Annotated in this window: 19 protein-coding genes; 11 read left to right on the top strand and 8 right to left on the bottom strand. The window is 32.3% G+C overall.

Annotated features, from left to right (window positions below; translation table 11 throughout):
- Positions 1–12 precede the first annotated feature (12 nt).
- The 4 genes from ACT3CE_RS06420 to folP all read right to left on the bottom strand — a co-directional run bounded on the left by ACT3CE_RS06420 (position 13) and on the right by folP (position 5,358).
- Positions 13–2,472, bottom strand: a complete 2,460-nt coding sequence (locus ACT3CE_RS06420; protein WP_444708936.1) for a response regulator — start codon at positions 2,470–2,472, stop codon at positions 13–15.
- 197 nt (positions 2,473–2,669) lie between these two features.
- Entirely contained in the window at positions 2,670–3,530 is an 861-nt protein-coding gene (locus tag ACT3CE_RS06415; protein ID WP_444708935.1) for a TIGR01777 family oxidoreductase, read from the bottom strand.
- 3 nt (positions 3,531–3,533) lie between these two features.
- Complete coding sequence (gene cdaA / locus ACT3CE_RS06410; protein WP_444708934.1) at positions 3,534–4,325, bottom strand: diadenylate cyclase CdaA; 792 nt, start codon at positions 4,323–4,325, stop codon at positions 3,534–3,536.
- Positions 4,326–4,482: 157 nt separating this feature from the next.
- Entirely contained in the window at positions 4,483–5,358 is an 876-nt protein-coding gene (gene folP / locus ACT3CE_RS06405; protein WP_444708933.1) for a dihydropteroate synthase, read from the bottom strand.
- 100 nt (positions 5,359–5,458) lie between these two features.
- Here folP and ACT3CE_RS06400 point away from each other — a divergent pair, with 100 nt between their 5' ends.
- From ACT3CE_RS06400 to ACT3CE_RS06380, 5 genes are all read left to right on the top strand, one after another.
- Positions 5,459–6,004 carry a DUF1599 domain-containing protein gene (locus ACT3CE_RS06400; RefSeq protein WP_444708932.1) on the top strand — a complete coding sequence of 182 codons (546 nt, stop codon included), beginning with the start codon at positions 5,459–5,461 and terminating at the stop codon, positions 6,002–6,004.
- An 11-nt stretch (positions 6,005–6,015) separates the two neighbouring features.
- The gene (locus ACT3CE_RS06395) at positions 6,016–7,269 is read left to right on the top strand and encodes a BT_3928 family protein (RefSeq protein WP_444708931.1); all 1,254 of its coding nucleotides are present in this window, start codon (positions 6,016–6,018) and stop codon (positions 7,267–7,269) included.
- A complete protein-coding gene (tpiA, locus tag ACT3CE_RS06390) occupies positions 7,266–8,021 on the top strand; it encodes a triose-phosphate isomerase (RefSeq protein ID WP_444708930.1) in 756 nt (251 codons plus the stop codon). Before ACT3CE_RS06395 ends, tpiA begins: the two co-directional genes overlap by 4 nt.
- A gap of 173 nt (positions 8,022–8,194) precedes the next feature.
- Complete coding sequence (gene prmA / locus ACT3CE_RS06385) at positions 8,195–9,031, top strand: 50S ribosomal protein L11 methyltransferase (RefSeq protein WP_444708929.1); 837 nt, start codon at positions 8,195–8,197, stop codon at positions 9,029–9,031.
- A 144-nt stretch (positions 9,032–9,175) separates the two neighbouring features.
- A complete protein-coding gene (locus ACT3CE_RS06380) occupies positions 9,176–13,642 on the top strand; it encodes a hypothetical protein (RefSeq protein ID WP_444708928.1) in 4,467 nt (1,488 codons plus the stop codon).
- A gap of 76 nt (positions 13,643–13,718) precedes the next feature.
- Here the strand turns inward: ACT3CE_RS06380 and ACT3CE_RS06375 are convergent, their stop codons facing one another.
- A complete protein-coding gene (locus tag ACT3CE_RS06375) occupies positions 13,719–13,916 on the bottom strand; it encodes a YwbE family protein (RefSeq protein ID WP_444708927.1) in 198 nt (65 codons plus the stop codon).
- 166 nt (positions 13,917–14,082) lie between these two features.
- On the opposite strand from ACT3CE_RS06375, the gene ACT3CE_RS06370 reads away from it, so the two are divergent.
- The 5 genes from ACT3CE_RS06370 to ACT3CE_RS06350 all read left to right on the top strand — a co-directional run bounded on the left by ACT3CE_RS06370 (position 14,083) and on the right by ACT3CE_RS06350 (position 18,057).
- Entirely contained in the window at positions 14,083–14,328 is a 246-nt protein-coding gene (locus tag ACT3CE_RS06370) for a putative signal transducing protein (RefSeq protein ID WP_444708926.1), read from the top strand.
- A gap of 22 nt (positions 14,329–14,350) precedes the next feature.
- Entirely contained in the window at positions 14,351–14,800 is a 450-nt protein-coding gene (locus ACT3CE_RS06365; RefSeq protein WP_444708925.1) for a hypothetical protein, read from the top strand.
- Positions 14,801–14,809: 9 nt separating this feature from the next.
- Positions 14,810–15,271 carry a hypothetical protein gene (locus tag ACT3CE_RS06360; RefSeq protein ID WP_444708924.1) on the top strand — a complete coding sequence of 154 codons (462 nt, stop codon included), beginning with the start codon at positions 14,810–14,812 and terminating at the stop codon, positions 15,269–15,271.
- Between the two features lie 157 nt (positions 15,272–15,428).
- Complete coding sequence (ppk1, locus tag ACT3CE_RS06355) at positions 15,429–17,540, top strand: polyphosphate kinase 1 (protein WP_444708923.1); 2,112 nt, start codon at positions 15,429–15,431, stop codon at positions 17,538–17,540.
- 16 nt (positions 17,541–17,556) lie between these two features.
- Positions 17,557–18,057, top strand: coding sequence for a SixA phosphatase family protein (locus ACT3CE_RS06350; protein ID WP_444708922.1), 501 nt, complete (start codon positions 17,557–17,559; stop codon positions 18,055–18,057).
- Positions 18,058–18,210: 153 nt separating this feature from the next.
- Here ACT3CE_RS06350 and ACT3CE_RS06345 read toward each other — a convergent pair whose 3' ends face one another.
- From ACT3CE_RS06345 to ACT3CE_RS06335, 3 genes are all read right to left on the bottom strand, one after another.
- Positions 18,211–20,580, bottom strand: a complete 2,370-nt coding sequence (locus ACT3CE_RS06345; RefSeq protein WP_444708921.1) for a DNA topoisomerase 3 — start codon at positions 20,578–20,580, stop codon at positions 18,211–18,213.
- A 76-nt stretch (positions 20,581–20,656) separates the two neighbouring features.
- The gene (locus tag ACT3CE_RS06340) at positions 20,657–24,271 is read right to left on the bottom strand and encodes a BamA/TamA family outer membrane protein (protein WP_444708920.1); all 3,615 of its coding nucleotides are present in this window, start codon (positions 24,269–24,271) and stop codon (positions 20,657–20,659) included.
- A 34-nt stretch (positions 24,272–24,305) separates the two neighbouring features.
- Positions 24,306–25,238: an SdiA-regulated domain-containing protein gene (locus tag ACT3CE_RS06335; protein WP_444708919.1), complete on the bottom strand. Its 933-nt coding sequence runs from the start codon at positions 25,236–25,238 to the stop codon at positions 24,306–24,308.
- 169 nt (positions 25,239–25,407) lie between these two features.
- Here ACT3CE_RS06335 and ACT3CE_RS06330 point away from each other — a divergent pair, with 169 nt between their 5' ends.
- On the top strand, positions 25,408–26,601 hold the full coding sequence (locus ACT3CE_RS06330) for a Pycsar system effector family protein (protein WP_444708918.1): 1,194 nt from the start codon (positions 25,408–25,410) through the stop codon (positions 26,599–26,601).
- Positions 26,602–26,671: the final 70 nt, after the last annotated feature.

Raw genomic sequence — 26,671 nt, 5'->3', positions numbered from 1 at the left:
CTTTGTTAATTTTTATTTAAAATACATTTCTTTTTCCAAATTCATCTCATAAGGAAAAATTAATTTCATTTCTGTAAATTCATTTTTCTTACTATTTACCGAAATCTTCCCATTCATTTTCTGAACAATATTTTTACTAACATATAAACCTAACCCAGATCTTATTCCCTCTTGCTTAGTAGAAAAAAATGGTTCGAAAATATAATTTAAATTTTCTGGATCTATTCCAAAACCGTTATCCTTAATAACAACTACAACTTTATCGTCGGATAATTCTGTACTTATGTGAATCAATTTTTCTGTTTGCTTGCCATTTAATGATTTGTATTTTTCACAAACCGATTCATAAGAATTGTTTAGAATATCGATAATAACCTTTTCCAGTTTATATTTATTTCCATAGATAAATAAACGTTTATTATCTGTATCTAATTTCACATTTACTTTACTGTTTCTATATTGCTTCTGCACCATATCAATGGCATTTTTAACAACATCATTTACATTTACAGAATAATTTCTATCTTCTTTTTGTGATGAATTAAATATTCCAATCTGGGATAAGAACGTTTTAATCCGATCGATATCATTAAATACTTGTGAGCACTTTTCACGAATATACTCTTCATCTATTTTATCCATTGATAATCGTAAAAGTAAATTATCCATAACCATAGAAATACCTGTTAATGGCTGATTTATTTCATGAACGACCGATCGTGCCATTTTACCCAACGACTCTAATTCGGATTTTTTATAAAGCAACTGACCTTGAAATTCATTTACTTTTAATTCTTTATCGACCCTATTGCTTAATTTTTCATTTCTCTGCGTAAATTCTTTTTCTTTACGTTTTAATGCAAGTATCATATCCTTGTAATCGTCAGGATTATTTACAATAGAATCAATTTCGTACAAGCAATGTATAATTACCCTTACAATAATTTGATTCTTATTAACAGCAGAATATGCCCCCACAACAACTTTTTTTAACTTTTGCTGATAAGTTTTAATAGTTATAACTTCAAAAACAAAACCTTTTTTCCTTCTTTTTAAATTGAATATACTTTCAACCCTATCTTTTTCTTTATCAGGAATAAAATTCAAAAAACTAACTCCATTTGTATTTTTTATATCCTGACATTCTAAAAAATCGCAACCAAAATCGTTTATGTAAATGATTTCATTCTTTTCATTAAGCTCGAGAAATGTCTTGTCATGATAGGCATCTTTCTGTAAACTTAGGCTCTTTTTAAAACTCTCTTCTAAATCTTTATCTTTAGATATATTAAATACAAACCCATGCAAATTAACAACATCTGATGTCGAATTATACTCACAATATAACTCAACATGAAGATGCCTTATATTATCATTATTACAAACTACTCTATGTTCGAACTCTAATTTTTGATTTTTTTTAGGCAAATTATCAAACATCCTTTTCAAAGGGAGCACATCTTCTGGATGAATAGTTAAGTCAAGGAGATCCTGTACTTTTTCAATTTCTTTGTTCGTAATCTCGTATAATTTATAGAATTCCTCAGATCCTTTAAAAATTTCGCTATAAGAATCCCATTCAAAACTACCAACCTGTGTCAATTTTTCAGTTTCCCGCATCATCATCTCTTTCTTAAGCAAGGAATCGCGCAATAATTTTTTCTCTGAAACATCACGACCAACAATAAGATAGTGCACATCATCGAGATCAACATCCTTAAAAACAGACCACTCAAACCATTTTAACTCATTTAATTGGTTTATAATTGGTTTCTCGGCAATTACAAATTGCTTTCTGCCATTCATTTCTTCAATACTAGTTTTAAGCAATTTTGCAAAATCATTACTAATATCTGAAACATTATTTTTTGAGATACCATCAAGAGAGTAGTTAAAAAAATCAGAAAATGCTTTATTGGCAAATTCTATAATTTGGGAACTATTAATTTTCAGAATTAGTTCACTTTGCCCTTCCAGAATGGTTCTATAATTTGTAGCCAAGAATCTTAATCTACCTTCCAATAACTCTTTATCGCGCAAGCTTGTAATTAACTCGCTATTCTGAAATTCTTTTTGCCTTTTGTTTCGGTATAAATCTAAAAATATATTAACCTTATTTTTAAGAATAGATGAATTAAATGGTTTCATTATGAAATCAACACATCCACACTCATATCCTTTTTGCTCACTTTTTTTATCGAGATATACTCCTGTTAAAAAAACAATGGGAGTTGAAGAATTAACTTTCCCTTGCCTAATTTTTTGAGCAAGTAAAAACCCATCCATTTTGGGCATTTGTATATCAAGCAAAATAAGGGCATATTCCTTTTTATCAATCTCTTGTAATGCTTCTAGGGGCGACTGAAACAATGCCAGTTTTACATCCATTCCCTCTAAAAGTGCCTGAAGAAGTTTCAGGTTCTCTATTCTATCGTCAACAATTAATAATTCTGGCGTAAAATTTAAGCCCATACACAATTTATTAAATCTTTATTTACCTATACATAAAAATACCAATTTTTGGCAACTTTATATATTTGTTTAACCAAAATTAAAGCGAAACAATCTAAAAGTCAATAGCATTGTGATTAACACATAATAAAAGCAGTTAGAAATATCTAAAAAAACTGTCAACTATCCGAAATCGGTTACTAATATTTCATAATATTTTACGGAAAATAAGATTTTACAGACTTCACCAGGGTATCATATTTAAACATGAAACCATCATCCAAAAGTCTTTGAGGAATTACTTTTTGCCCTTTCAGTAGAACTGTTGCCCCTTGTTTAAGAACTATTTTAAGAAGAATAGCAGGAACATGAAATAAAACGGGACGTTTAAGACATTTGCCTAAAATTTTAGTAAAATCGGAATTCGTTTGTATATCAGGCGCAACTAAATTATAGACACCTTTTGAAGTTTTATTTGAAAATATATGAAGAAAAGCTTCCTTTACATCATATATATGAACAAAAGGAAACATTTGTGTGCCATTACCTAAAATTGCTCCTAAACCTAAACGAAAGCTTGGTATCATTTTCTTCAAAACGCCCCCCTCATCACTAAGCACAACACCAAATCTAAAAATTACGGTTCTTATATTTAATCGATTCATTTTATTAGCCTCGTGTTCCCAATCCTGACATAACTTACCCAGAAAATCGTTAGCATATAAACAATTTTCTTCAGAATGAGTATTCTTAGCATCGTATATTCCAACAGCCGATGTGGAAATAAATAAGCTAGGTTTTACGTGCATTTCAGAGACTGCCTGACATAAGTTCTTTGTGGTAACAATCCTACTTTCCCTAAGAATATTCATACGTTTTTTTGTCCAAACCGAAACAACAGGCGAACCAGAAAGATGAATAATTGCATCTGTTCCTTTTAGAAATTCTGCTAAATCTTTGGTCTTACCATAAAGCATGGCTCTTGGTATTGCAAGAATATCAGCATTAAGCTTAGCAGCCAGATAATTAGATAAATTTGAGCCTATTAGCCCCTTACTTCCTGAAATCGCTATTTTCATATTTTAAACAATAAAACCTGAGAAATCACCAGCTAAAAAAGTACGTAATTCGGCCCCTGTTATACGGACTTTAATATTACCACCCATTACATAAGACATATTACCATTTTCCTCGGAAACTGTAATTACATGAGAATCTGTAACCTGACTCATACCAATGGCAGCACGATGTCGAAGACCTAAACTACCCGGAATATTTGTACTATCGGTTACTGGAAGAATACAACGAGCTGCAAAAATTTTATTATTATCGATAATAACCGCTCCATCGTGTAAAGGAGAATTTTTAAAAAAAATAGTCTCTAAAAGTGTTCCCGAAACCCTTGAATTAACAATTTTTCCGGTATTTGCATACGCTTTTAAATCTGTATTTTTTGCAATAACAATTAATGCTCCTGTTTTAGATTTAGACATGTGCTCACAAGCCGAAACAATAGAATTTACAGCTTTTTCTTTCATTCCTTCCTCTTCGGAAGCAAACCAATTTTCGAGACTAAAACGCTGATTTACATTGTAACGAGAGCCCAAAATGAGTAGAAATTTGCGTATTTCCTGCTGAAAAACAATTATTAATGCAATAACACCAACTCCAATAAACTGTCCCAGTATACTACTTAACAATTCCATATTTAAAGCACGAACAAGCAACCACATTAAATAGAATAAAAACAATCCTACAAAAATATTTATAGCTACAGTCCCTCTAATAAGTAGGTATACCTGATATAATAATAAAGCCACCAGAAGAATATCTAAAATATCAAAAAGTCCTAGAGTTATAAATGCAGTAATCATATATTTCTTTTAAATTGGGTCTGTTAACAAAATTACAATTTTATACCAATTAGTAAATTAAACTGGTCTTAATTTATTTCCGTAAAACTTAGTAATATCCTATTTAATGCTAATAAAAGACTTGATTCGAATGTAATCGAAACAAAGAATACTATTATTATTTAAGTTGCGACATAATTTTTAAGTGTAGCTTTACGCATTCAACAGCCTCTTTAACATCGTGCACCCGAAGAATAGAAGCTCCTTTGTTTAAACACATCATATTTAATGCGGTTGTTCCGTTTAGGCTTGTAGAAGGATCTCCTCCCAGAAATTTATAAATCATCGATTTTCTTGACAAACCAATTAACAAAGGGAGTTTAAAATCTAAAAACTCATTCATTCTTGCTAAAATTTCATAATTGTGATCGATGGTTTTTCCAAAACCAAAACCGGGATCCAATATGATATTAGAAACACCCAGATCATTCATAATTTTAATTCGACGAGCAAAAAAACTCATCACCTCCCCCATTAAATCTTCATATTCAGGATTTTGCTGCATATTTTGAGGAGTACCTTTTATGTGCATCATAATGTAAGGTACTTGTAAGTGTGCAATGGCTTCATACATTTTTTCATCCATTGTGCCTCCCGAAATATCGTTGATGATACATGAACCAAATTCATTCACAATTTTCGATGCGATATCAGACCGAAAAGTATCTATGGAAAGGATTGCCTCAGGGAATTTTTTACGAATACAACTTACCGCCGGCGCCAATCGATTGTACTCTTCCCTGGCACTTACCTGAGAAGCCCCAGGACGAGTTGAATAAGCTCCTAAGTCTATAATTTCGGCACCTTCGTTTATAATTTGAGCTGCTCTTTTTACAATACTATCCTCATCCAAATAATTTCCTCCATCGAAAAATGAATCTGGAGTAAGATTTAAAATCCCCATTACTAAGGGAGTTTCAAGATTTATTACACGATTATCACACTTAATGGAAAGATTATCGCTGTTAAAACAATTAGTTTTGTAATTTTGCATAACCAATTTTTTTTGATCAAATATGCAAGCAAAAGTAAAATAAAATACCAAGGCTAAGCCTTATTTACTATTTTTACAGCGAATTTTTCTATAATACACTATGAACAAAACAGAGCAACAGTACAATTCTATTATCAAAATTTGTACAGATATCTTCACAAAAAAAATGCACGATTACGGAACAGCATGGCGAATTCTTCGTCCGAGTTCAATTACCGATCAAATTTACATTAAAGCACAGCGCATTCGAAGTATTGAAATTAAAGGTACTAGTAAAATTGATGAAGATATTCGCTCAGAGTTTATAGCCATTGCAAATTATGGAATAATGGGCATTATCCAATTGGAATTGGGAACCTCGGAAGAAGAACTACCCAACGAAAAAGCTCTGGAGTTATATGAAAAATATTTTAAGCAAGCCAAAGAATTAATGGAAGCTAAAAATCACGATTACGATGAAGCCTGGAGAAGTATGAGGGTAAGCTCTTACACCGATCTTATTTTGATGAAAATAAACAGAACCAAACAAATAGAAGATTTAAAAGGTAAAACTTTAATTTCGGAAGGTATTGATGCCAATTACTTTGATATGATTAATTACTCGGTATTTGGTTTAATAAAATTAGAATTCGAAAACGCAAAATAATAAATACACCAATGAGAACAATACAATTTATAAGTCGCTTATTGGTGGGATTACTTTTCATCTTTAGCGGTTTTGTAAAAGCGGTTGACCCAATGGGATCAACCTATAAATTTACCGATTATTTTATTGCATTCGGAATGGATGCACTTAAAGAAATTGCTTTCCCCCTTGCCATATTACTATCAGCACTTGAGCTTACAGTAGGAATGGCACTTCTTTTTAATGCATGGAGAAAAATATCAGCATGGGGAGCCTTGCTTTTTATGGTTGTGTTTACTCCCCTAACCTTAGTGTTAGCCATTAGTAATCCGGTTTCGGATTGTGGATGTTTTGGCGATGCACTAATACTTACCAACTGGGAAACATTTGGCAAAAATCTTATTATTCTGATTTTTACTCTTGTTATTTTCTTTGCTCGCAAAAACGACAACAAAAGCTACCCTGTTTGGAAACAAAATATATTAATAAGCTTTACTATAATTTTTTCGTTATGGATTTCGGTTTATTCATATCGTCATTTACCCATAATAGACTTTAGACCTTATCATATAGGTGCAAACATAGCCGAAGGAATGCTTATTCCTGAAGGAGCTGCCGCCGATGAATACACCAGTTTATTTACATACGAAAAAGATGGTATTGTTAAAGAATTCGACGAAACCAATTATCCATGGCAAGATTCAACATGGACTTTCGTTGATTCTCAGCAAATCAAAATAAAAGACGGCTACACACCTCCTATCCACGATTTCTCTATTTCTAACGACTATGAAGGAGATATTACCGACAGAGTTTTAAATGACGAAACTTATACTTTTCTTTTTGTATCGAAAGAAATTTCTAAAATAAACAACGATATTATTGCTAAGGTTCAAGATTTATCGATTTTTGCTTTGGAACAAAACATTTCTTTTATTGGAATAACTGCTTCGGGTCAATCAGAAACAGAAGAATTTAAAAGCAATCATGAAATTCCTTTCGAATTTTACAATACCGACGAAATTCAACTAAAAACAATTGTTCGATCGAATCCGGGACTAGTCTTACTTAAAAAAGGAACTATTCTTGACAAGTGGCATTTTAATGATTTTCCAAGTTCCAATGAATTAAAAGGAGATCTGGCTGCCTATACAATTACAAAACATCAAAAATTAAATATCAAACTAATTTTAATTAGTATTACATCAACTTTACTCTTGTTAATTTGCTTGTTTGTTTTGCTAACCCAAGCAAGAACAGGAGTAAAAAACAGATTACAATTATGAGAAGAAAAATTGTTGCAGGAAACTGGAAAATGAACAATACTCTTGAAGAAGGTATTGCTTTGGCGGGACAAATTAATGATCTTGTTGAAAACACTGAACTTAATGGTGTAGATGTAGTTATCGGTACTCCTTTTATTCACCTTACTGAAGTAAACAAAGTTGTAGGTGAAAAAATCGCTGTTGCTGCTCAAAATTGTGCAGACGAAAAAAGCGGTGCTTACACTGGAGAAACTTCGGCTGCTATGATTAAATCGACAGGTAGTAAGTACATTATTTTAGGTCACTCTGAAAGAAGATCATACTACGGCGAAACCAGCGAAACTCTAGTTAAAAAAGTAAACTTAACATTAGAAAACGGATTAGCTCCTATTTTCTGTATTGGTGAAGTTTTAGAAGAACGTCAGGCAGAAAAACATTTCGAGGTTGTTAAAAACCAAATTGCTGAAGGATTATTCCATTTATCAGCTGAAGATTTTGGAAAAGTGGTATTGGCTTATGAGCCAGTTTGGGCAATTGGTACCGGCGTTACTGCTTCTTCTGATCAAGCTCAGGAAATGCACGCTTTTATCCGTAAAACTTTAGTAGAGCAATACGGACAGGAAGTTGCAAACAACACTTCTATTCTTTACGGTGGTAGCTGTAAGCCTTCTAATGCTAAGGAATTATTCGAAAATGCTGATGTAGACGGTGGTTTAATTGGTGGAGCTTCATTAAAAGCTGAAGATTTCATGGGAATTATTACTGCTTTTTAATAGCATACAAATACAAGAAATTAAGCCGGTACTTAAGTATCGGCTTTTCTTTTATTCAATTTTTAAATATTAAAATTTAGAGCAAAAAGATTTACATATTTCTCTAATCAAATTTCTCAGATCTTTTCAAAAGCCATAACTTGCAAACAGAAAAAATCAAACTAAATATACTTATGGATTACATCGAATTAAAATGCCAAATAACTCCTTTCTCTGAAGATATTGCTGATATTCTTATGGCAGAACTTGGAGAGGTAGACTACGAAAGCTTTACTCAAACCGATGATACTGTAGAGGCTTATATCCAAGCTCCTCTTTTCGATATGAAAAAAGTAGAGGAACTTACCATAAACCATCTTCCCAACTTTAACTTTTCCTATACCCATAAAATTATAGAATCGCAAGATTGGAATGCTCTTTGGGAGTCGAATTTTCAACCTGTAATTATCGACGATAAAGTTGTTATTCGTGCATCTTTCCACACCGATACTCCCAAAGTTCCTTACGATATTGTTATCGATCCTAAAATGTCCTTCGGAACAGGACATCACTCCACAACATCATTAATGGTACAACATATCCTGGAAACCAATTTAGAAGGAAAAACAGTATTGGATATGGGATGCGGAACCAGTCTTTTGGCAATTTTAGCCTCTAAAAGAAATGCAATAAGAATAGATGCTATCGACATTGATGAATGGCCATATAACAACTCGCTAGAAAACATAAAGAATAATGGCACTAAAAATATATCGGTATTTTTAGGCGATGCTTCTTTATTAAAAGGAAAAACTTATGATGTAGTATTAGCCAATATTAACCGCAATATATTAGTAAATGATATGAAACATTACGTTGCCTGTTTACCTAAAAACGGCCAACTAATAATGAGTGGATTTTATACCGAAGATCTTCCACACATTCAAAAAGAAGCAGAAAAAAATAATATGACCTACGTAAGTCATAAGGTAGATAAAAACTGGGTTGCAGTGCGTTTTATAAAAGAATAAGCAAAAAGAAACGATCAATAAAAAAAGGTTAAAGTATAAAATCTACATTTAAATTTGCAAATTTTTACTTCGTACTTTATACTTTTTCCTTAATACTTGTTAAATTGCCTTATCATATTATTGATATCAATAAACTCTTTGATCATGAATCTTTTTTACCGTTTTCTTTTCCTTTTACTAATTATAATATCTTCATTCCCGGGATTTTCACAATCCAATAAAACATTCTCTCGAGACTCTGTAAAATTTAAGGATGAATTACTTAAGTTTATGGATAATCCTTCCAAAAAGAAAGATTACAAAGAATTCGCCGAACAATTTTCATCATATTGGTTATCGCCTGATATTAACTCGAGTGAGCGACAAAATATTTATGATGTTTGCGATATATTAAAAGCAAAAAGAGCGAGATCATTCCCCGATTTTTATAATTATTTTAAAACCTTAATGATCTTTCATGAGCAAAACAGAAGCAAATCAGATTTTACAAACTGGCACAAAGGATTACTTGAATATGTTAAAAATAAAAAGAATAAACTAAGCAAGACAAAAGATTTTTTAATTCAAACACAGCACCTGTTAAACGACAGCATAATTAATCAATCCTATTCTGTTAAATGGAAAGCTGTTAACGCTTCATTCAACTATTTATTTAACAAAAAATTAAGTATTAAATTTAACCATACCGATCTTTATTGCATTGCACAACGCGACACTTCAAAAATATTCGACACAAAAGGAAGCTATTTTCCCTTCGAAAAAAAGTGGCTTGGTGAAAAAGGAAAAATTAACTGGGAACGAGCTGGTAAAGAATCCAATCAGGAATATGCCGTTTTTAAAGAATACACCATTAACATTACAAAATCGAAGTTTACTATTGATACTGTAGATTATTACAATCCAAAAATATCCGATAAAAAAATTAAAGGAAGTTTATCAGAAAAAGTAAATCCGGTAAAAACACCTGAAAAAGCTTTGTATCCCCGATTTTCATCTTTCGATAATAATATAATAATAACACCCTATAAACATATTCGATACAAAGGCGCAGTTGCCATTCATGGCGCAAAATTAATCGGAAAAGGGAGTCCCGAATTTCCTTCAGAAATACAGCTTTCCAGAAACGATACATTATTTATGATTGCTACATCTGAACACTTTACCTTTCAGAAAAATCGGATTGCCGCTAAAGACACGAAAATTCAAATTTTAATAGATACCTGCCAAATTTACCATCCTGGATTATTGTTTAAATACTTTCCCGATAAAGAAGAACTAAATTTAATAAGAGATGGAGAAGGAACTGCTAAAAGTCCATATTTCGACAACTATCACAATCTGATCATGGATTTTGAAATGTTGATTTGGAAATTGAGTGAAAACATGATGCATTTCGGAAGTATGCAAACGGCCACAAAACGACAGGCACATTTCGAATCGATGAACTATTTTAGTATGAATCGTTTTATGCGTATTCAGGGTATGGATAATCAAAATCCGCTAGTGCTTCTTCGAAAATTTGCAAACTATATTTATGTAGATACATTTACTGCAGAAGATTATGCTAACTATGTTAAAAAGCCTATTAACCAGATTCGTCAGCAACTTTTTTCACTATCTTTTCAGGGATTTTTAAGCTATAACAGAAACACAGATGAAATTAGCTTGCACAAAAGACTAAACGATTATATAAAATCGGGAATGGGTCGACAAGATTATGATGTAATCCAATTTAACACCAAAACATCTGACCAAGAAGCCGATGCAATTTTCTTTATTGGAAGTTCGAATCTTCAAATTAATGGTGTTCAGAAAATAGCCGTTAGCGATTCTCAAAATGTAGTCATTTTTCCTAAGCATAAAAAAATAGTCCTGAAAAAGAATCGTGATTTCGAATTCGACGGTAAAATTACAGCTGGCTTACTGGATATGTATGGTAAAGATTTTCAATTTTCGTACAACAAATTTAAAATTGACCTAAAGCTTATCGACTCTTTAAAAATGAATGTTATTGTCGACTCTTTAAGTAATTTTGGAAAACGATACACCAATCAACTAGGAAGCGTAATCGAAAAAATTACAGGCGATTTATTAATCGATGATCCAAACAATAAATCAGGAGTAAAAGATTTCCCAAAGTATCCGATTTTTAATAGTGCCGATTCGAGTTATGTATTTTACGATAATAAAAATATTCAAAATGGTGTTTATAAACGAACAGACTTTTATTTTAAAATAGATCCTTACACAATAAATAATATTAACGATTTTGATCGAAAAGACATTCAGTTAAGCGGTACTTTTGTTTCGGATAGCATCTTCCCTACCTTTAACGAAACATTAACCATCCGAGACGACAACTCACTTGGTTTTTCCAGAACAAGTCCTAAAGAAGGATTTTCGGCATACAACAAGGGAACATATCAGGATACAATAATACTCTCGAACGAAGGATTAAGAGGTAGCGGAACCTTAAATTATTTAAGCTCAGTTACCCAATCATCAGATTTTGTATTCCTACCTGAAGAAATGCATACAAATGCACAAAGTTTTGAGCTAAAAGAACAGGATACAAAATTAAATAATCCGGAAATTAACGGAGAAAAAATCTACACTCAATGGTTTCCATATAAAGATGAAATGTATGTAAAAAGCAGTGCTTTACCTTTAGATATGTATAAAAGGCTAGCAACTCTCTCCGGAACTTTAAAAATTACGCCCGATGGAATTAGCGGTTCGGGAAATATGGAACTGGTTAACGCCGAAATTAAATCTGATTACTTTAGCTATAATAAAAAAAGTATTGTCGCAGATTCAGCAAGTTTTAAAATCTTAAGCGCAGATTCAACCTCTTACGCTTTCGAAACCACATCGGTAAACGCAAATATCGATTTCATAAGCCGAAGCGGAACCTTTGTAAATACATCTAAAAATAATATCAGTAAATTCCCTACCAACAAATACATAAGTTATATAAATAGCTTTAAATGGTACATGGATTTACAAAGTATTGATTTTGGTAAAGAAGATGAATCGCTGCTAGCTGATAAATGGGAACAAGGTAAATTGGATGATTTAGACCAAAGTTCATTTAATCGTTTTATATCGATTGATCCAAAGCAGGATTCCATAAGCTTTAGTACTCCAAAGGCAACATTTAGCGCAATAGACAGTAGTATTAACGCAAAATTTGTAAAAAGTTTAAATGTTGCCGATGCAAAATTATATCCCGAAAAAGGAGATTTAAATATTGCAAAAGGAGGACTTATGGAAACATTCCGAAACGCCCAAATTATTGCCGATACCATTAATCAATATCATAAACTTTTTGGCGCTACCCTAAATGTTCATGGTAAAAATTCGTATTCCGGATCGGGTAACTACTCCTATAAAGATGAGAATAAGGAAATACAAAATCTATTTTTCGATGTTATTGACGTAGATTCGACCGGACAGACTATTGCTCTTGGAAATATTAGCGAAGAAAAATCGTTTACGCTTAGCCCCCATTTCGAATACAAGGGTAAGGTAAAACTTCAGGCCCGAGATTCTTCTTTATACTACGACGGACAAGCACTTATTAAAAACAATTGCGAACAAATAAATGACAATTGGCTAGCATTTTCGGGACTAATAAATCCTAATAAAATATTAATTCCGGTTAAGGAGTATGCCATAGATGATGATCAGCTTAAACTATATAACTCATTTTTCTTAACAAACGATTCTATTCATATATACACTTCCTTCTTATCACGAAGAATTTTTTATACTGATAATGTATTACTGGAGGCCAAAGGTTTTTTGACTTATAACCATAAACTACAGGCTTATCAGATTGCCGAAAAAGAGAAATTAAATAATCCGGATACCACTGGAAACATTATCACATATTATCAAAATAATTGTAACATAAAAGGTGAAGGTAAAATTAACCTGGGAGTAGAACTTGGACAAATAAAACAGATTGCAGCAGGTAATATCGATCATGATTTGTCGAGCGATATTGTAACACTAGACTTAATTATGGGTATTGATTTCTTTTTTAACGATCAGGCAATGAAAATTATGGAAAACACATTTTTAGAAGCCAGTTTACCATATACTAATCAAAATAAAGAGGTTTATACTCGAAAAATTGCCGAATTAATGGGAGCTAAAAAAGCCGAAAAAGCAATGCTCGAACGAGATATTAATGGCATTTATAAAAGCTTACCTAAAGAGTTACAACATACAATTTACTTTAATAATATCGATTTTATATGGGATAAAGAACGCAAAGCATACCAATCGATTGGTAATATTGGCATTGGGAACATTAATGGCAAGCAAATTAATAAAAGCATAAAAGGTAAAGTCGAATTAGATAAAAAAAGAAGTGGAAACCGCTTAACAATGTATCTGGAAATAGATAAATCAACTTGGTTTTTCTTTGAATACTATCATGGTGTTATGTTTGTACGATCGTCGAATAATGAATTCAACACCATTATTACCGAAACTAAGGAGGATAAAAGACAATTTAAAGATCCTCTTAAAAAGAACCCGTATTCGTATATTATTACACCACGTTCGAAAAAAACTAAATTCTTAAAACGCTTTAATCTGTAAATAATACACAAATTAATGCAAAACAAAGCCACATTAAATATGTGGCTTTGTTGTACTATAAATATGTTTGAATAAACTATTCGATAATCTCCTGAACACGTCCAACCTGACCATCCTGTAAACGTACTTTAATTCCATGTGGATGAACAGACGAGTTGGTTAGCAAGTCTTTCACTATCCCTTCGGTTAGTTTACCACTGCGCTGGTCGGCTTTTAAAACAATTTTTACTTTTAATCCTGATTTAATATTTTCTCTTCTTGTTCCTTCGTTCATAATTTTGGTTTTAATAATCACAACCTACAAATGTAATTGCTTTTTAGAAATTATCCCATTCTTTGCTTTATTATTGATATTAATTTTGTTCGGCTTAAATATATTCTCTAACAATAATAATATTTAATATTTTTTATACTTTTACAAGTAAGCATAAAATTATTATATGAACGATCAGAACCAAATCAAACCAGTAGAAATTTACGCCGGGAGCTCCTGGGAAGTAGAAATGCTGAAAACAATATTAGAAGACTACAATATTAAAAGTTTTGTTAAAGATGAATTTATTGGCAGCATAGCTCCTCACTATTCGGCAGGAGGTGTTGGGGCTGTAAAATTATTAATCGCAGATGCGGACTTGGAAAAAGCCACTCCAATAGTTAAAGAGTTTGAACAAAATAAAAGCAACTAAACCCTTCATTTAAAAACACAGCGTGATTACAAGATTAAAAGGACGCCCCAATTTTAGTGGTGAATTACTATTCGACGATTATACAATTACCTTTAGAAACGATCCTTTACTAATAGCATTTGGCATTGCATGCGTAAGTATTATGATCATTGGCTATACAGTTAACATTTATATGCATCATCTTGATAAAGATGTATTTTTTTTGATATTATATGCTGTAATGCTTCTATTTGGAATATTTTATATTGCTTTTTTTCGTAAAAAATATATCGCGGCAAAAAAAATGCATAAAAAAATAATTAAACCCAAATCAATTAAGTTGGTTAAAATTACTCCTATTAAGAAAAACATAATTTTCACTTTTAAACTGCACAACAATTCTCAACAAAAATTTAAGTGCCGAAATAATATAAAAAGCGATAAGCTGCTTGCATTTTTAAAAAATCACAAAGTTAAACTAGTTACGAAATAAATTGAACACATGAAAAATACATTAATTACAAGTTTAAAAGGCAGATCAGTGTTTGGAGGAGAATTACTATTCGACGATTGTAAAATAAGTTTTAGAAATGATACAGGTTTATTTTGGCTAAATATTGTAGTTTTTGGATTTTTATGCTTAACAAATGCTTTATCCTGGCACTCACATTATAATAGTACAGATTTATTTGATCAGATTATTTATCCCTTATCAGTTTTTATATGTATTTTTTATATTATGATTACTATTATTAAATATCCTACAGCAAAAAAAATGAATAATGTAGAATTTAAACCCGAAAATCTAAAATCAGTTTGTATTACAAAAACATACTTCAGCATTAACTTTACTTTTAAACTACAAAATAGTACCCAACAAAAATTTAAATGTAAACAAGACTGGAAAACAGACAAACTAATTGCATTTCTTAAGAAATCGGAAGTAGAGTTAATGTATGAATAAACAGTCTTGCTTTGCATAAAGCAAAAAAGTAATTTTAAAAAATAAGTTTTAAGTTCAGCTAAAAATTTCCAATATCAGTCTACTATTGATAATCAAAAGAAGCAAAAAATTAACTATTTTAGGGTATTAGAATTATTCTTCTTAGTAATATCAATATATGTCAAAATATCAGTTTCTTAACCGCGATTTAAGCTGGTTATCTTTTAACAAAAGGGTGTTAGAGGTAGCTACAAATAAGGAATTACCACTATACGAACGCATAAAATTTCTAGCCATTTACTCATCGAACCTCGACGAATTTTATCGTGTGCGCGTTGGTACCTACAAACGTTTTACTGAATTACCCCCCGAAGACAAAAAAAATCTGAGAGAGAATCCTGATATTATATTAAAAAATATTAATACAGAAGTCGACCGTCAGCAAAATCAATTTGGAGATATTTTTAGAAATCAGATTATTCCTGAGTTAAAAGAGAATAATATAATTCTTTTACAAAATGAAAAATTAAGCGATGAACACCATCAGTTTGTAAAAGATTTTTTTCTGGAAAATGTTCTGCCTCATGCTCAGCCTATGCTGCTTTTAAAAAAACAGGTACAACCATTTTTACAAAATAATGCCATTTATTTGGCCGTTAAATTATACAAACGAAAAAACAAAAAAGAAGACGAGAATACTCATAAAAAACCCAGAGCAAGATATGCAATTATAAAAGTGCCTTGTCATCACTTTCCCCGATTTATAGAATTACCCGAAACAAATGGCAAACATTACATTATGTTTTTGGATGATATTATTAAGTTAAGAATGAAAATTCTTTTTCCAGGATATAAAATTGATTCGAGTTATAGTTTTAAATTAAGTAGAGATGCCGATTTACTAATTGAGGATGAATACTCTGGCGATTTAATCGAAATGATTGAGCGCAGTTTAAAAAAACGCGAAACAGGTACTCCTTCCCGTTTTCTTTACGATGAATCGATTCCTAAAGGCTTTCTTAAATTTTTAAAAGACTCATTCGATTTAACACCTAACGATATTGTAAAGGGTGGAAAATATCATAATTTTCAGGATTTTTTCGCTTTCCCAAACCCTAAACATCCCGAATTAGAAATAGAAGCTTATCATCCAATAAGTGTTGATGAACTAAAGGGAGGATCGAAATCTATTTTTAAAACCATACGTAAAAAAGATAGAATTCTACATTTCCCGTATCAATCATACGCCTACGTAATTCGATTTTTAAACGAAGCCGCTTTAGACCCTAAAGTTGAAGAAATTAAAGCAACTCAATATCGGGTTGCCGATAATTCGGCTGTTGTGAATGCATTAATTAATGCAGCTCGAAATGGAAAAAAAGTAACTGTTTTTGTTGAGGTGAAAGCTCGTTTCGACGAAGAAACAAATCTCCGATCGGCTCGTGAGATGCGAAAAGCTGGTGTTAAAATTATTTATAGTATTCCTGGTTTAAAAGTTCATGCTAAAATTGCTTTAATAAAACGAAAAGGAGACAAAAAAGATTATGCCTTTTTAAGTACGGGAAATTTTAATGAGAAAACTGCTAAAATTTATGCCGACCATGGTTTTTTTACTGCTGATGAAGAAATTATTGATGATTTAACACAATTATTCGACTATCTGGAAAATAAAACCCCTGGTTACACATTTAAGAAATTACTAATTGGGCATTTTAATCTTAAAAGTGAATTAATTAGATTAATAGATAGAGAAATTGAGAATGTAAAAAATGGAAGCAGAGGTCATATTATTCTTAAGATGAATGGTATGCAAGAACGGGAAATGATTCAGAAACTGTACGAAGCCAGCGAAAAAGGCGTTAAAATAGATCTAATTTTAAGAGGTATTTGTTGTCTTAAACCTAATCAAAAATATTCTAAAAATATTAGAGTAATACGTATTGTCGATCAGTTTTTAGAACATGCCAGAGCTTTCTACTTTTATAATAAAGGTGAAAATCAGCTGTATCTTTCATCGGCCGATTGGATGAACCGCAACCTTCATCGCAGAATAGAATGTGCTTTCCCAATTCAGAATACTTCACTAAAAAAAGAACTAATTCACATTCTAAAAATTCAATTGGCAGATAACTACAGCGCACGAATTTTAGATGCTAATTTGAATAATATTCCTATTTTAAGAAAAGAAAATGAACCATTAGTAAGATCGCAAATGGAGATTATGGAATATCTGAAAAATAAAGAAGCATTGCACAAAGAAAAAAATTCTGTAAACAAGAAAAATGATTAATAAAAAAAGCCTAAGTATGAAACGTCTTTTTTTGGTACGACATGCAAAAACAGAAGTCATTAGATATGATATCACTGATTTTCAACGAAATTTAAAAGATCGTGGAATTAACGATTCTAATTTAATTGCTAAAAAATTATTGTTAAAAAATGCAATACCCGACCTCATAATTTCAAGTACGGCCAACAGAGCCATTCAAACAGCTAATTTGTTTGCTGAAAATTTAAACTATCCGAACGAAAAAATCATACAGTTAGATAAATTGTACGATGGCTTTACTACTCATGATTTTTTGGGAATGTTAGATAAATACGGCGAAAACAAGGATTGCATTATGGTTGTCGGGCACAATCCAAGTATTGAATATTTGGCCTTTAATTTAAGCCGAGAATTCTACGATTATGTACCCACCTGTACAGTTATTGATATCGAATTTAATGTAGATAAATGGAACGAAATTGAAGCCAGAACTGGAAAAATCTCATTGTACGAATTTCCAAAAAAACACAAAGGATAATAGCAGAACATAGGCTTTATAAATAATTATTAGTTCGCAACTGGCTGGGCGAAAATTCAATTCTGTAAAATAGAATTCGAGTAATTTATTTTATTAACTGAATTTTTGTTTTACATCAACTAATAATTGCTTATTGTATTCCTATTAAGCAGATTACTGTCTTCCAAAAATAATTTGTCCTTCGTTATTCAGAATAAGCTTACCATTTACCTTCTCTTTGCTTTGCGGATCGGTAAAACCTTTAATTAATCCTGTTTTTTGTTGTGTTACCAGAGATTTAATTTGTGCTTCGCTAAGTTTCTTATCCATAAACACAAAAGGAACTATGAACTTACAACCATTCTTGTAGTTAGAACATCCATAGGCAGCTTTTCCTTTCAGTAAGTTTCCTGTTTTACACTTAGGACACGTCCATACTTCCTTCTCTTCTTCTAATAAACTCAGCGTAAAATCAGGATTAAGAACCACATTACCATTTTTCTTCACACCATCAATAACAAAACCTTTAATTTTGGGAGTTTTACCTTTTAATACAAGTGCTTCAACCTGTTTATCGGTAAGTTTTTTTCCTGCAAATTCGAAAGGTATTCGAATATCACAACCATTTTTATAGTTTGTACAACCAAAAGCACTTTTCCCTTTCACAATTTTTCCTTCCTTACATTTTGGACAAGAAAGATCGGCAGTAGTTGGTTTTTTCTTTTTGGATTTGGCTTCTGCTTTCTTTTTTTCCTTCTCTTTTTCTTCGTCAATGACCTCTATCTGGCTAATATTTTTTCTGGATTTCACATCCCATACTATACCAACAACCATATTCTTTAGCTCGGCCATAAACTGATTTACTTCGTAATTGCCCAGCTCAATATCTTTTAGTTTTTTCTCCCATTGCCCAGTTAACTCTGCCGATTTTAGCAATTCATTTTGTATGGTATCAATCAATTGAACACCAGTAACAGTAGCAACAAGTCTTTTCTTTTCTTTACGAATATATCGGCGCTTAAACAAAGTCTCGATAATATTTGCACGAGTTGACGGACGACCAATTCCATTCTCCTTCATTAAATCACGAAGCTCATCATCATCAACCTGTTTACCAGCTGTTTCCATTGCCCTAAGCAAACTTGCCTCGGAATAATATTTTGGCGCCTGAGTTTGTTTTTCGGCAAAATCGGGCGAATGCTCCCCTCTCTCTCCTTTTTCGAAAGCCGGCAATATTACTCCTTCGCCTACATTACTATCTTTGGCATACAAAACACGCCACCCCGGATCAAGAATCTGTTTTCCTGTCGCTTTAAAATCTATATCAGTAACTTTACCCATTACCGTGGTATTACTCACCTTGCAATCGGGATAAAATACAGAAAGGAAACGCCTTGTTACCAAATCGTAAACCTGCTTCTCATCGTAATTAATTCCCGAAGGATTTACTCCTGTAGGAATAATAGCATGGTGATCAGTCACCTTTTTATCGTCGAATACTTTCTTCGATTTTCTTATCTTATCTTTCAGTAAAGGTTCTGCAAAATCTTTATAAGGAGTTAATTTTTTTAGTATTCCTGGTACTTTTTTATAAATATCATTGGTAAGATAAGTTGTATCAACCCTTGGATAAGTTGTTAACTTTTTCTCATATAAACTCTGAATAATTCGCAAAGTATCTTCGGCAGAAAAACTAAATTTTCGGTTGCAATCTACTTGTAATGATGTTAAATCATACAAACGTGGTGGCTGTTCTTTCCCACTCTTTTTTTCTACTGATACAATTTCAAATGGCTCGGGTTTTATTTTTTCTAAAAAGGAAATTCCTTCCTCTTTATTGTCGAATCGACCTCTGGTTGCTGCAAAACTAACCTCGCGATAAACCGTTTTTAGCTCCCAATAGGTTTGTGGTTTAAAATTTTCTATTTCTTTTTGGCGATTAACAATTAAAGCCAAAGTAGGTGTTTGTACCCGTCCGATAGACAGAACCGATTTCCCATTCGAATATTTTAAAGTATACAATCGGGTGGCATTAATCCCTAAAAGCCAGTCGCCAATAGAACGTGAAGATCCTGCGGCATATAATTTATCAAATTCGCTGCCATCTCTCAAATTCTGAAATCCTTCGCGAATGGCTTCCTCTGTTAAAGAAGAAATCCAAAGTCGTTTTATTGGTACCTTACACTTTGCTTTGTGCAGCACCCAGCGTTGAATAACTTCTCCTTCTATTCCTGCATCACCACAATTTATAACCTCATCGGCTCCGGCAATTAATTTCTCCAGAACATCGAATTGCTTTTGCACTCCTTTATCAGGAATTACACGAATACTAAAACGAGGAGGAATAATAGGAAGATCGTTTAAATGCCAATATTTCCAGTTCAAATTGTACTCGTGAGGTTCTTTAAGAGTACACAAGTGTCCAAAAGTCCAGGATACCTGATATCCATTTCCTTCAAAATAACCGTCTTTTTTCGACTTTGCACCTATAATTAAAGCAATCTCTCTTGCTACACTTGGTTTCTCGGCAATACAAACTTTCATTCGCTAATAGTTTTCCTTATCTTATTTATAAGTCAAAAATAGAAATTTAACTTATTGTGTTCAATTAATTCCTCTATTAAAACATATATTTAAACTCCAGAGAGAAGATATTCTCTTCTTCCGACATTCCATAATTGGCAGTTATTACCATTAGTTTAAAAGGTGAAATCCAAAGTCCACCTCCATATCCATGATGCCATTCATTTGAGCTCTCGCCATTTAGCCATACCCGACCAAAATCATTAAAAGCTAAAACTCCCATTTCTCCTCCTAGAAAATACGATTTAAATTTAGCCAATCTAAATCTAAAATCAGTATTCTGATATACGATATCATCACCTGCAAATCTATCCTGACGATATCCTCTTAAGTTCGATTTTAATCCCAATTTATTGGCCTGATAAAACGAATAACCACTTGTATTGTGAGCTGCACCAAGACGCACCGCTAATATGCTTCTCTGTGGCCGCCCAAGACTTGTATACAAGCGCAAATCACTTTCCATTTTCTGAAAATTATGATCATTTTGTCCTAATCCTCTATAAAATTTCCAGCTGCTTAACCAGTAAATTCCACGACTGGGTATTGTTTTATTATCCCGGGTATCTAATTTATGATGAAAACCTACACCCAAATATCTTCTGGTAGCAAAATCAGTATTAAAATCTAAATTATTGGCCATATTGGTAAAATCAGTAATAAAACGACCGGGAGTAGCCTTAAGCTCTAACTGCTCATAAAAAGGACCAAAAGAAACACTTTGGTTTACACTTATTTTCTTTCTTAATTTTGGATATATTTCTACTCGTCCCATTCGAATTCTGTTGTACTCATTATCATCCAAATGAGGATTTACCGTTTCATTTCCTAATCCGTAATAATATCCCTGAAAATTAGGTGTATTATAATTAAAAGTTCCCAACAAATCGAGATTACCAATAATACCTGTTATTTCGCCAGAATACTTAAATTCTATCGAGGGATACATAAAAGAATAGTTAAAAATAAACTTGTGTAATGAGCCATAAGGTTCTTTTCTAAAGTTTTGTTTTTTAATATTAAATCCTGCACCAAATATTAATCCATCATCACTAACAAAATTTAAATTCGCTGCCGGACTAATAATATCATATTTAAACGATTTTCTGTCGTACACATTTACATTAGAATTTTTAGACAAACGATTCTTAAAAGCACCATCACCTTTTATTTTAGTTTTCGATTTATCGTAAATAGTAAGATTCGCTCGTTTTGTTTTTTCAACTTTATATTTGTCTTTTCCTTTTCCCCCAACAACTTTTAATACAACACCTCTTACATTTTTACCTTTAACATCAAACTCATCCTTGCCACTTAAACCATAAATTCTTACCTCATCGGTTTCGCCATTTATAAATTTACGTTCAAATAATTTTTCTTTTTTATTGCCTTTCTTGCTCAATCGGTGAACCTTAACTTTAAGATTACCTTCCTTATCCCATTTAGCCGAAAAATCTTCATTTTCGTTTGTCCCAACCACATCAACTTGTTTGGCTAAAAAGTTATAAAAATCATTTGCCAGTGCGGGTAATTGTTCTCTTCTCGCTTTTAACTTAGCTTCTATTTCCTTTCCGGATATTTCATAAACTTCTGGCGGTAAATCTTTAATTGCATTTTCGATAATTTCGTCGCTCAATTTAAATTTTAATTCTTCTGCCATTTGCAGCCAGTCTTCCTTATTTTTCGACTGCAAGAAATTCCGGTCAAAATATCTGGCATTAACCCCTAGTCCAACCACATTTTCGGCAATAGAATCGAATACCTGAAATTTCGGCATTGCCCATTTTCTGCGTATTAGCCAGGGTAATTTTCCATCGCTATAGAAAAATACCTGGTCGCGATCTCTGGGTATTGGGCGAGCAATTTCTTTACCATCTTTTTTAAAGATAGCCCATCTCCACTGATCGTCATGCCTATCCCAATCGTTAAGAAAAACATCAAATAATCGGGCTTTTAGAACTGCTGTCTCGTCTATCTGAAGCTCACTATTTTTAAATCTTTTTTCTATTAATTTATCGGTACCTATCACTTCGGTAGTATTTCCAAAACTATCCTCATCTTCCATGTTTCCTTTGGGTCTTTCCTCAAACAAATAAAGCTCATTTTTAAAATCTTCCTGATAAATTCCAAAACGAGGATCGTCGGGTACATAAACAATTTTAGGATTGGCATGATAAACACCAATCGCTTCGGCTAATTTAGGAACTGCTATTGCTGCATAAGGATATGATTCTGAAATTCCATCCTGAACAATTTTTGCGGCAAAAGTTCCTCTTAATATGTCTGGAATAGCCTTTTCGGTATATTTCTCTACCGATCGAAGTACATACTGCTTACCATTTTTGGCCTGCAAACGCAATGATCGGGTTTGTTGTCCGCCTCCGCGCTTTAAAATACGCAAGCCTCCTTTTTCTTTTGCGATATCAAAAACAGGTACTTTTATGGGGGTAGACCAATCTTCTCGGTAATTATTTCCCATAATTTGCCTTTTGCTTTTACTATCGGTATCGTATAGATTACTTGCCGCTATTGTTATGGTACTGTCTGAAAAATCAAGAGATTCATATTTTTTAGCTAAATCTTCCTCCGAGAGCACTTTTTTGGTATATAATTTCTTTCTAAATATTGCTCTCGGATCCTGTTCTCCATTCTTTCCAACTGACCACATCTCTATCCAAACCTCATCATTCGAATAAAAATTCAATCGCGAAAATCCAATTTCACGGGCAGCAAAATCCATTTTTTTATTAGAAACATAATCGGTTTTACTTCCCGAACCAGAAACTACAAAGAACGAAGAATTTTTCTCTGTAAACTGAAGACTATTATCATGAGATCCAACAGTAATAATGTTATCCGTACCCTTAAACAATTTTCTCCCCATATACCTCATTTGTTTATAATATGGATATGCAAAATCTTGTTGAGTACCAATAACTTTTCTATACAACTCCACCGGTCCGGGAAACGGGAAATTTCCCCCATGTTTTCCTGCGCTATACATTGGATGATGAGAAGCAAAAACAATTTTCTTATTTTTATTTCTCTTTAAGGCATCACTGATCAGAATTAAAAAATCAGAAGGATTCTCGAGTCCACATTCTGCTTCAGGTTTATCTTCAGCATGCAACCACCATTGCGAGTCAACAACTAAAAGCACAATTTCATCGGTCAAATTTATTTCAACCGGTCCGGGACATCCTCCCGAAGGTAAAAACACATCTCCTTTACCAATATAATCTTCAACATAGGTTTCGAGATTCATAATAGCTTCCCAACCATGCTTATGACCCTGGTTCCATTCTTTTTCGCCGGGTAGAAAAATTACCTCACCTTTACAGTTTTTAGCTAAATCTAGTAAGTCAATTAAATTTTTGTCTCCTTCATTTATCTCATCAATATCCTCGTGGGCATAATTTTTACCAATTGAATTGCCTAAAAAAACGAGCGTCGCTTTTGTGTTTGCCTCACTCATCTGCTCTTGTAGCATAGCCAGATTAGACTTCACAATATCATCTTCTCCCAAATCTCCGATAAAAAAAATACTATGATCTAATAATTTTCCATCTGGAGCATCAGAAATAAAATTATTCTGAGCACAAACACAAACTACATTTATCAGTAATCCCAAAAACAAAAATATTTTTCTCATACACATTATGTTTATCCTATAAAACTTATGGATACTAGTTTTTATATTTAAATTGTAAAATATTACCCTTACTTCCCTTTCCTTCATTGGAAATAAACATTGTGCCATCGGGCGAAAAACAGATTCCTTCGGGCTGTCGAAATATCTTTCTTTTTAATTTTACAATTGATAAAATTTTTCCATTTGGATGAAGAACAAGCAATAATTTTCCAACAGAACCTAAAACATAAATATTTTTTGTAATAGGATGAGTAGCAATTGCTGAAGGTTGAAATGTTAAATCACCTTGCGATGGATTAATACTTTCCATAAACCTAACAGACAAGCGTGCATATCCATTAAACTCAAGAAGTCTACGTATCTCATCCTGATCTATTAAATACACAGGTTTATGTGCCAGTTCATGCTTATCTAAAGAATATTTATAAATGGCTCTTTTACCTATATACTTATTTTTTTTTGCGGGATTTCCCTTACAGGCAATTAATAAAGAATTACTTCCCGGATCGTAAGCTAAACCTTCGGTGTTATTTCCTGCATTAAGAAAAGTAGGCAACTTAGCAGAACTAATCTTTTTGTCTTTTAAATGCTCTACTTCAAAAATATTTCCATCTGAACGCAGAACATACACAAAAGAACCAATCCTTTCGATTCCTTCGTAATCACCAGCTTTATCGAACTCATATTTTTTAGTAATCTTTTTTTTCTTTAGGTGATATTTGTATACAATCCCTTTTTCATCATTTATGCAAAGCAATGATTTGTCGTCGTAATAAGTAAGTCCTGAAATCTCCCGCAACTGATCTTTTAGCTTAAAAACTTTTGTTGGCTCATAAATATCATACGGAAAATCAGAATAATTATCAAACAGATAAATCATCTTATCATCTTCCTTTTGCTTTGCACATGCTTCTAAAAAAAACGCGAATATGATAAAAAAAACAGTAGCTCTGATTATTTTTTTCATAAGGTGGAATAAAATTTAATTTGGACCATAAAATTACATAAATAAGCCTCATTTCCCAATAAAAAAGGCTTAGACAGCCATTTCTTCCATATAAATAAATTGATTTCCGCTTTAATGATTATATTTAATCATTAAAATTTTAATAGATCCTTACCGAAAAAATATAATCATGAGTATTATCCAGGAAGCTGAAAAATATGTTACCAACTTAATTGAAGAAGCTTATAAGCCTATTTTCACATATCACAATTTAGAACATACCCAAAAAGTCGTTAAGCATGCAATTAAAATAGCTTCAGAAATTAAGCTATCCGAAGAAGAGACAGAGATTCTAATTCTAGCAGCATGGTTTCATGATTCAGGATATTACGAAGACTTTACAAAACACGAAGAAATCAGTGCAGCTAAAGCAAGAAAGTTTTTACAGAAGAATGAGTATCCTAGCGAGAAGATTTATCAGGTAGAACAAGCAATTTTAAACACGAAAGTACCTCATCCATCTTCTGACAGCCTTATATGCAATGCCTTATGCGATGCAGATCTGCATCATTTCGCATCTAAAAGTTATTTAAAAAGTTCAGAAAAACTTCGCGAAGAAAAAAGTAATTTGTACCAACATGAAATTCCAGCCAAAGCTTATTGGGAACAAACATTAAAATTCCTGCAGGATCATCAGTACAAAACAAAATACGGTAAAAAAGTATTTGCTAAAAAAAAGGAGGCTAACTATCAAAAAGTAGTAGAAAAAGTTGGAAGTTATCAGCAAAAAGAAATAAAAAAACTAAACGAAACCATTGGTAAACTCGAGCGACAAAATATAAAATTAAAGGCACCACAACGTGGCATCGAAACCATGTTTAAAGTTACAGCAAGAAACCAGATTAACCTTAGCTCTATTGCCGATAAAAAAGCCAATTTAATGATTTCGGTTAATTCAATTATCATATCAGCTATCTTTTTCATTTTCAAAAATATAATGGATGTTCCGCATTTTATTATTCCATGTATAATACTATTAATTGTTTGTCTATTCACTATCACATACTCGGTAATGGCAACCAGACCAATTGTTACCTCTGGAAAATTTTCTGAAGAAGACGTTAAGAAAAAACGTGTAAACCTCCTGTTTTTCGGAAACTTTCATAGCATGGAATTATATGATTATTCTAAAGCATTAAAAGGGATGATGACCGATTACGATGAATTGTATGATAGTCTTATTCGAGATCAATATTTCTTAGGAAAAGTACTGGGAAAAAAATATAAATATTTAAGAATTTCCTACACTATATTTATGTATGGATTAATATTATCGGTATTTACTTTTATACTTGCAGCCATTTATCAACCACTTATTTGGTAAATTATTACTAATAATTCGACAGAATAAAAATACAAAAACTAAATTTGCAGCAAAAAAATAACGATTCCCA

The sequence above is a fragment of the Marinifilum sp. RC60d5 genome (assembly GCF_052400665.1).
Classification (GTDB): Bacteria; Bacteroidota; Bacteroidia; order Bacteroidales; family Marinifilaceae; genus JBQTGK01.
The sequence above is the reverse complement of the archived record's forward strand: the minus strand, read 5'-3'. Positions and strand labels throughout refer to the sequence as shown.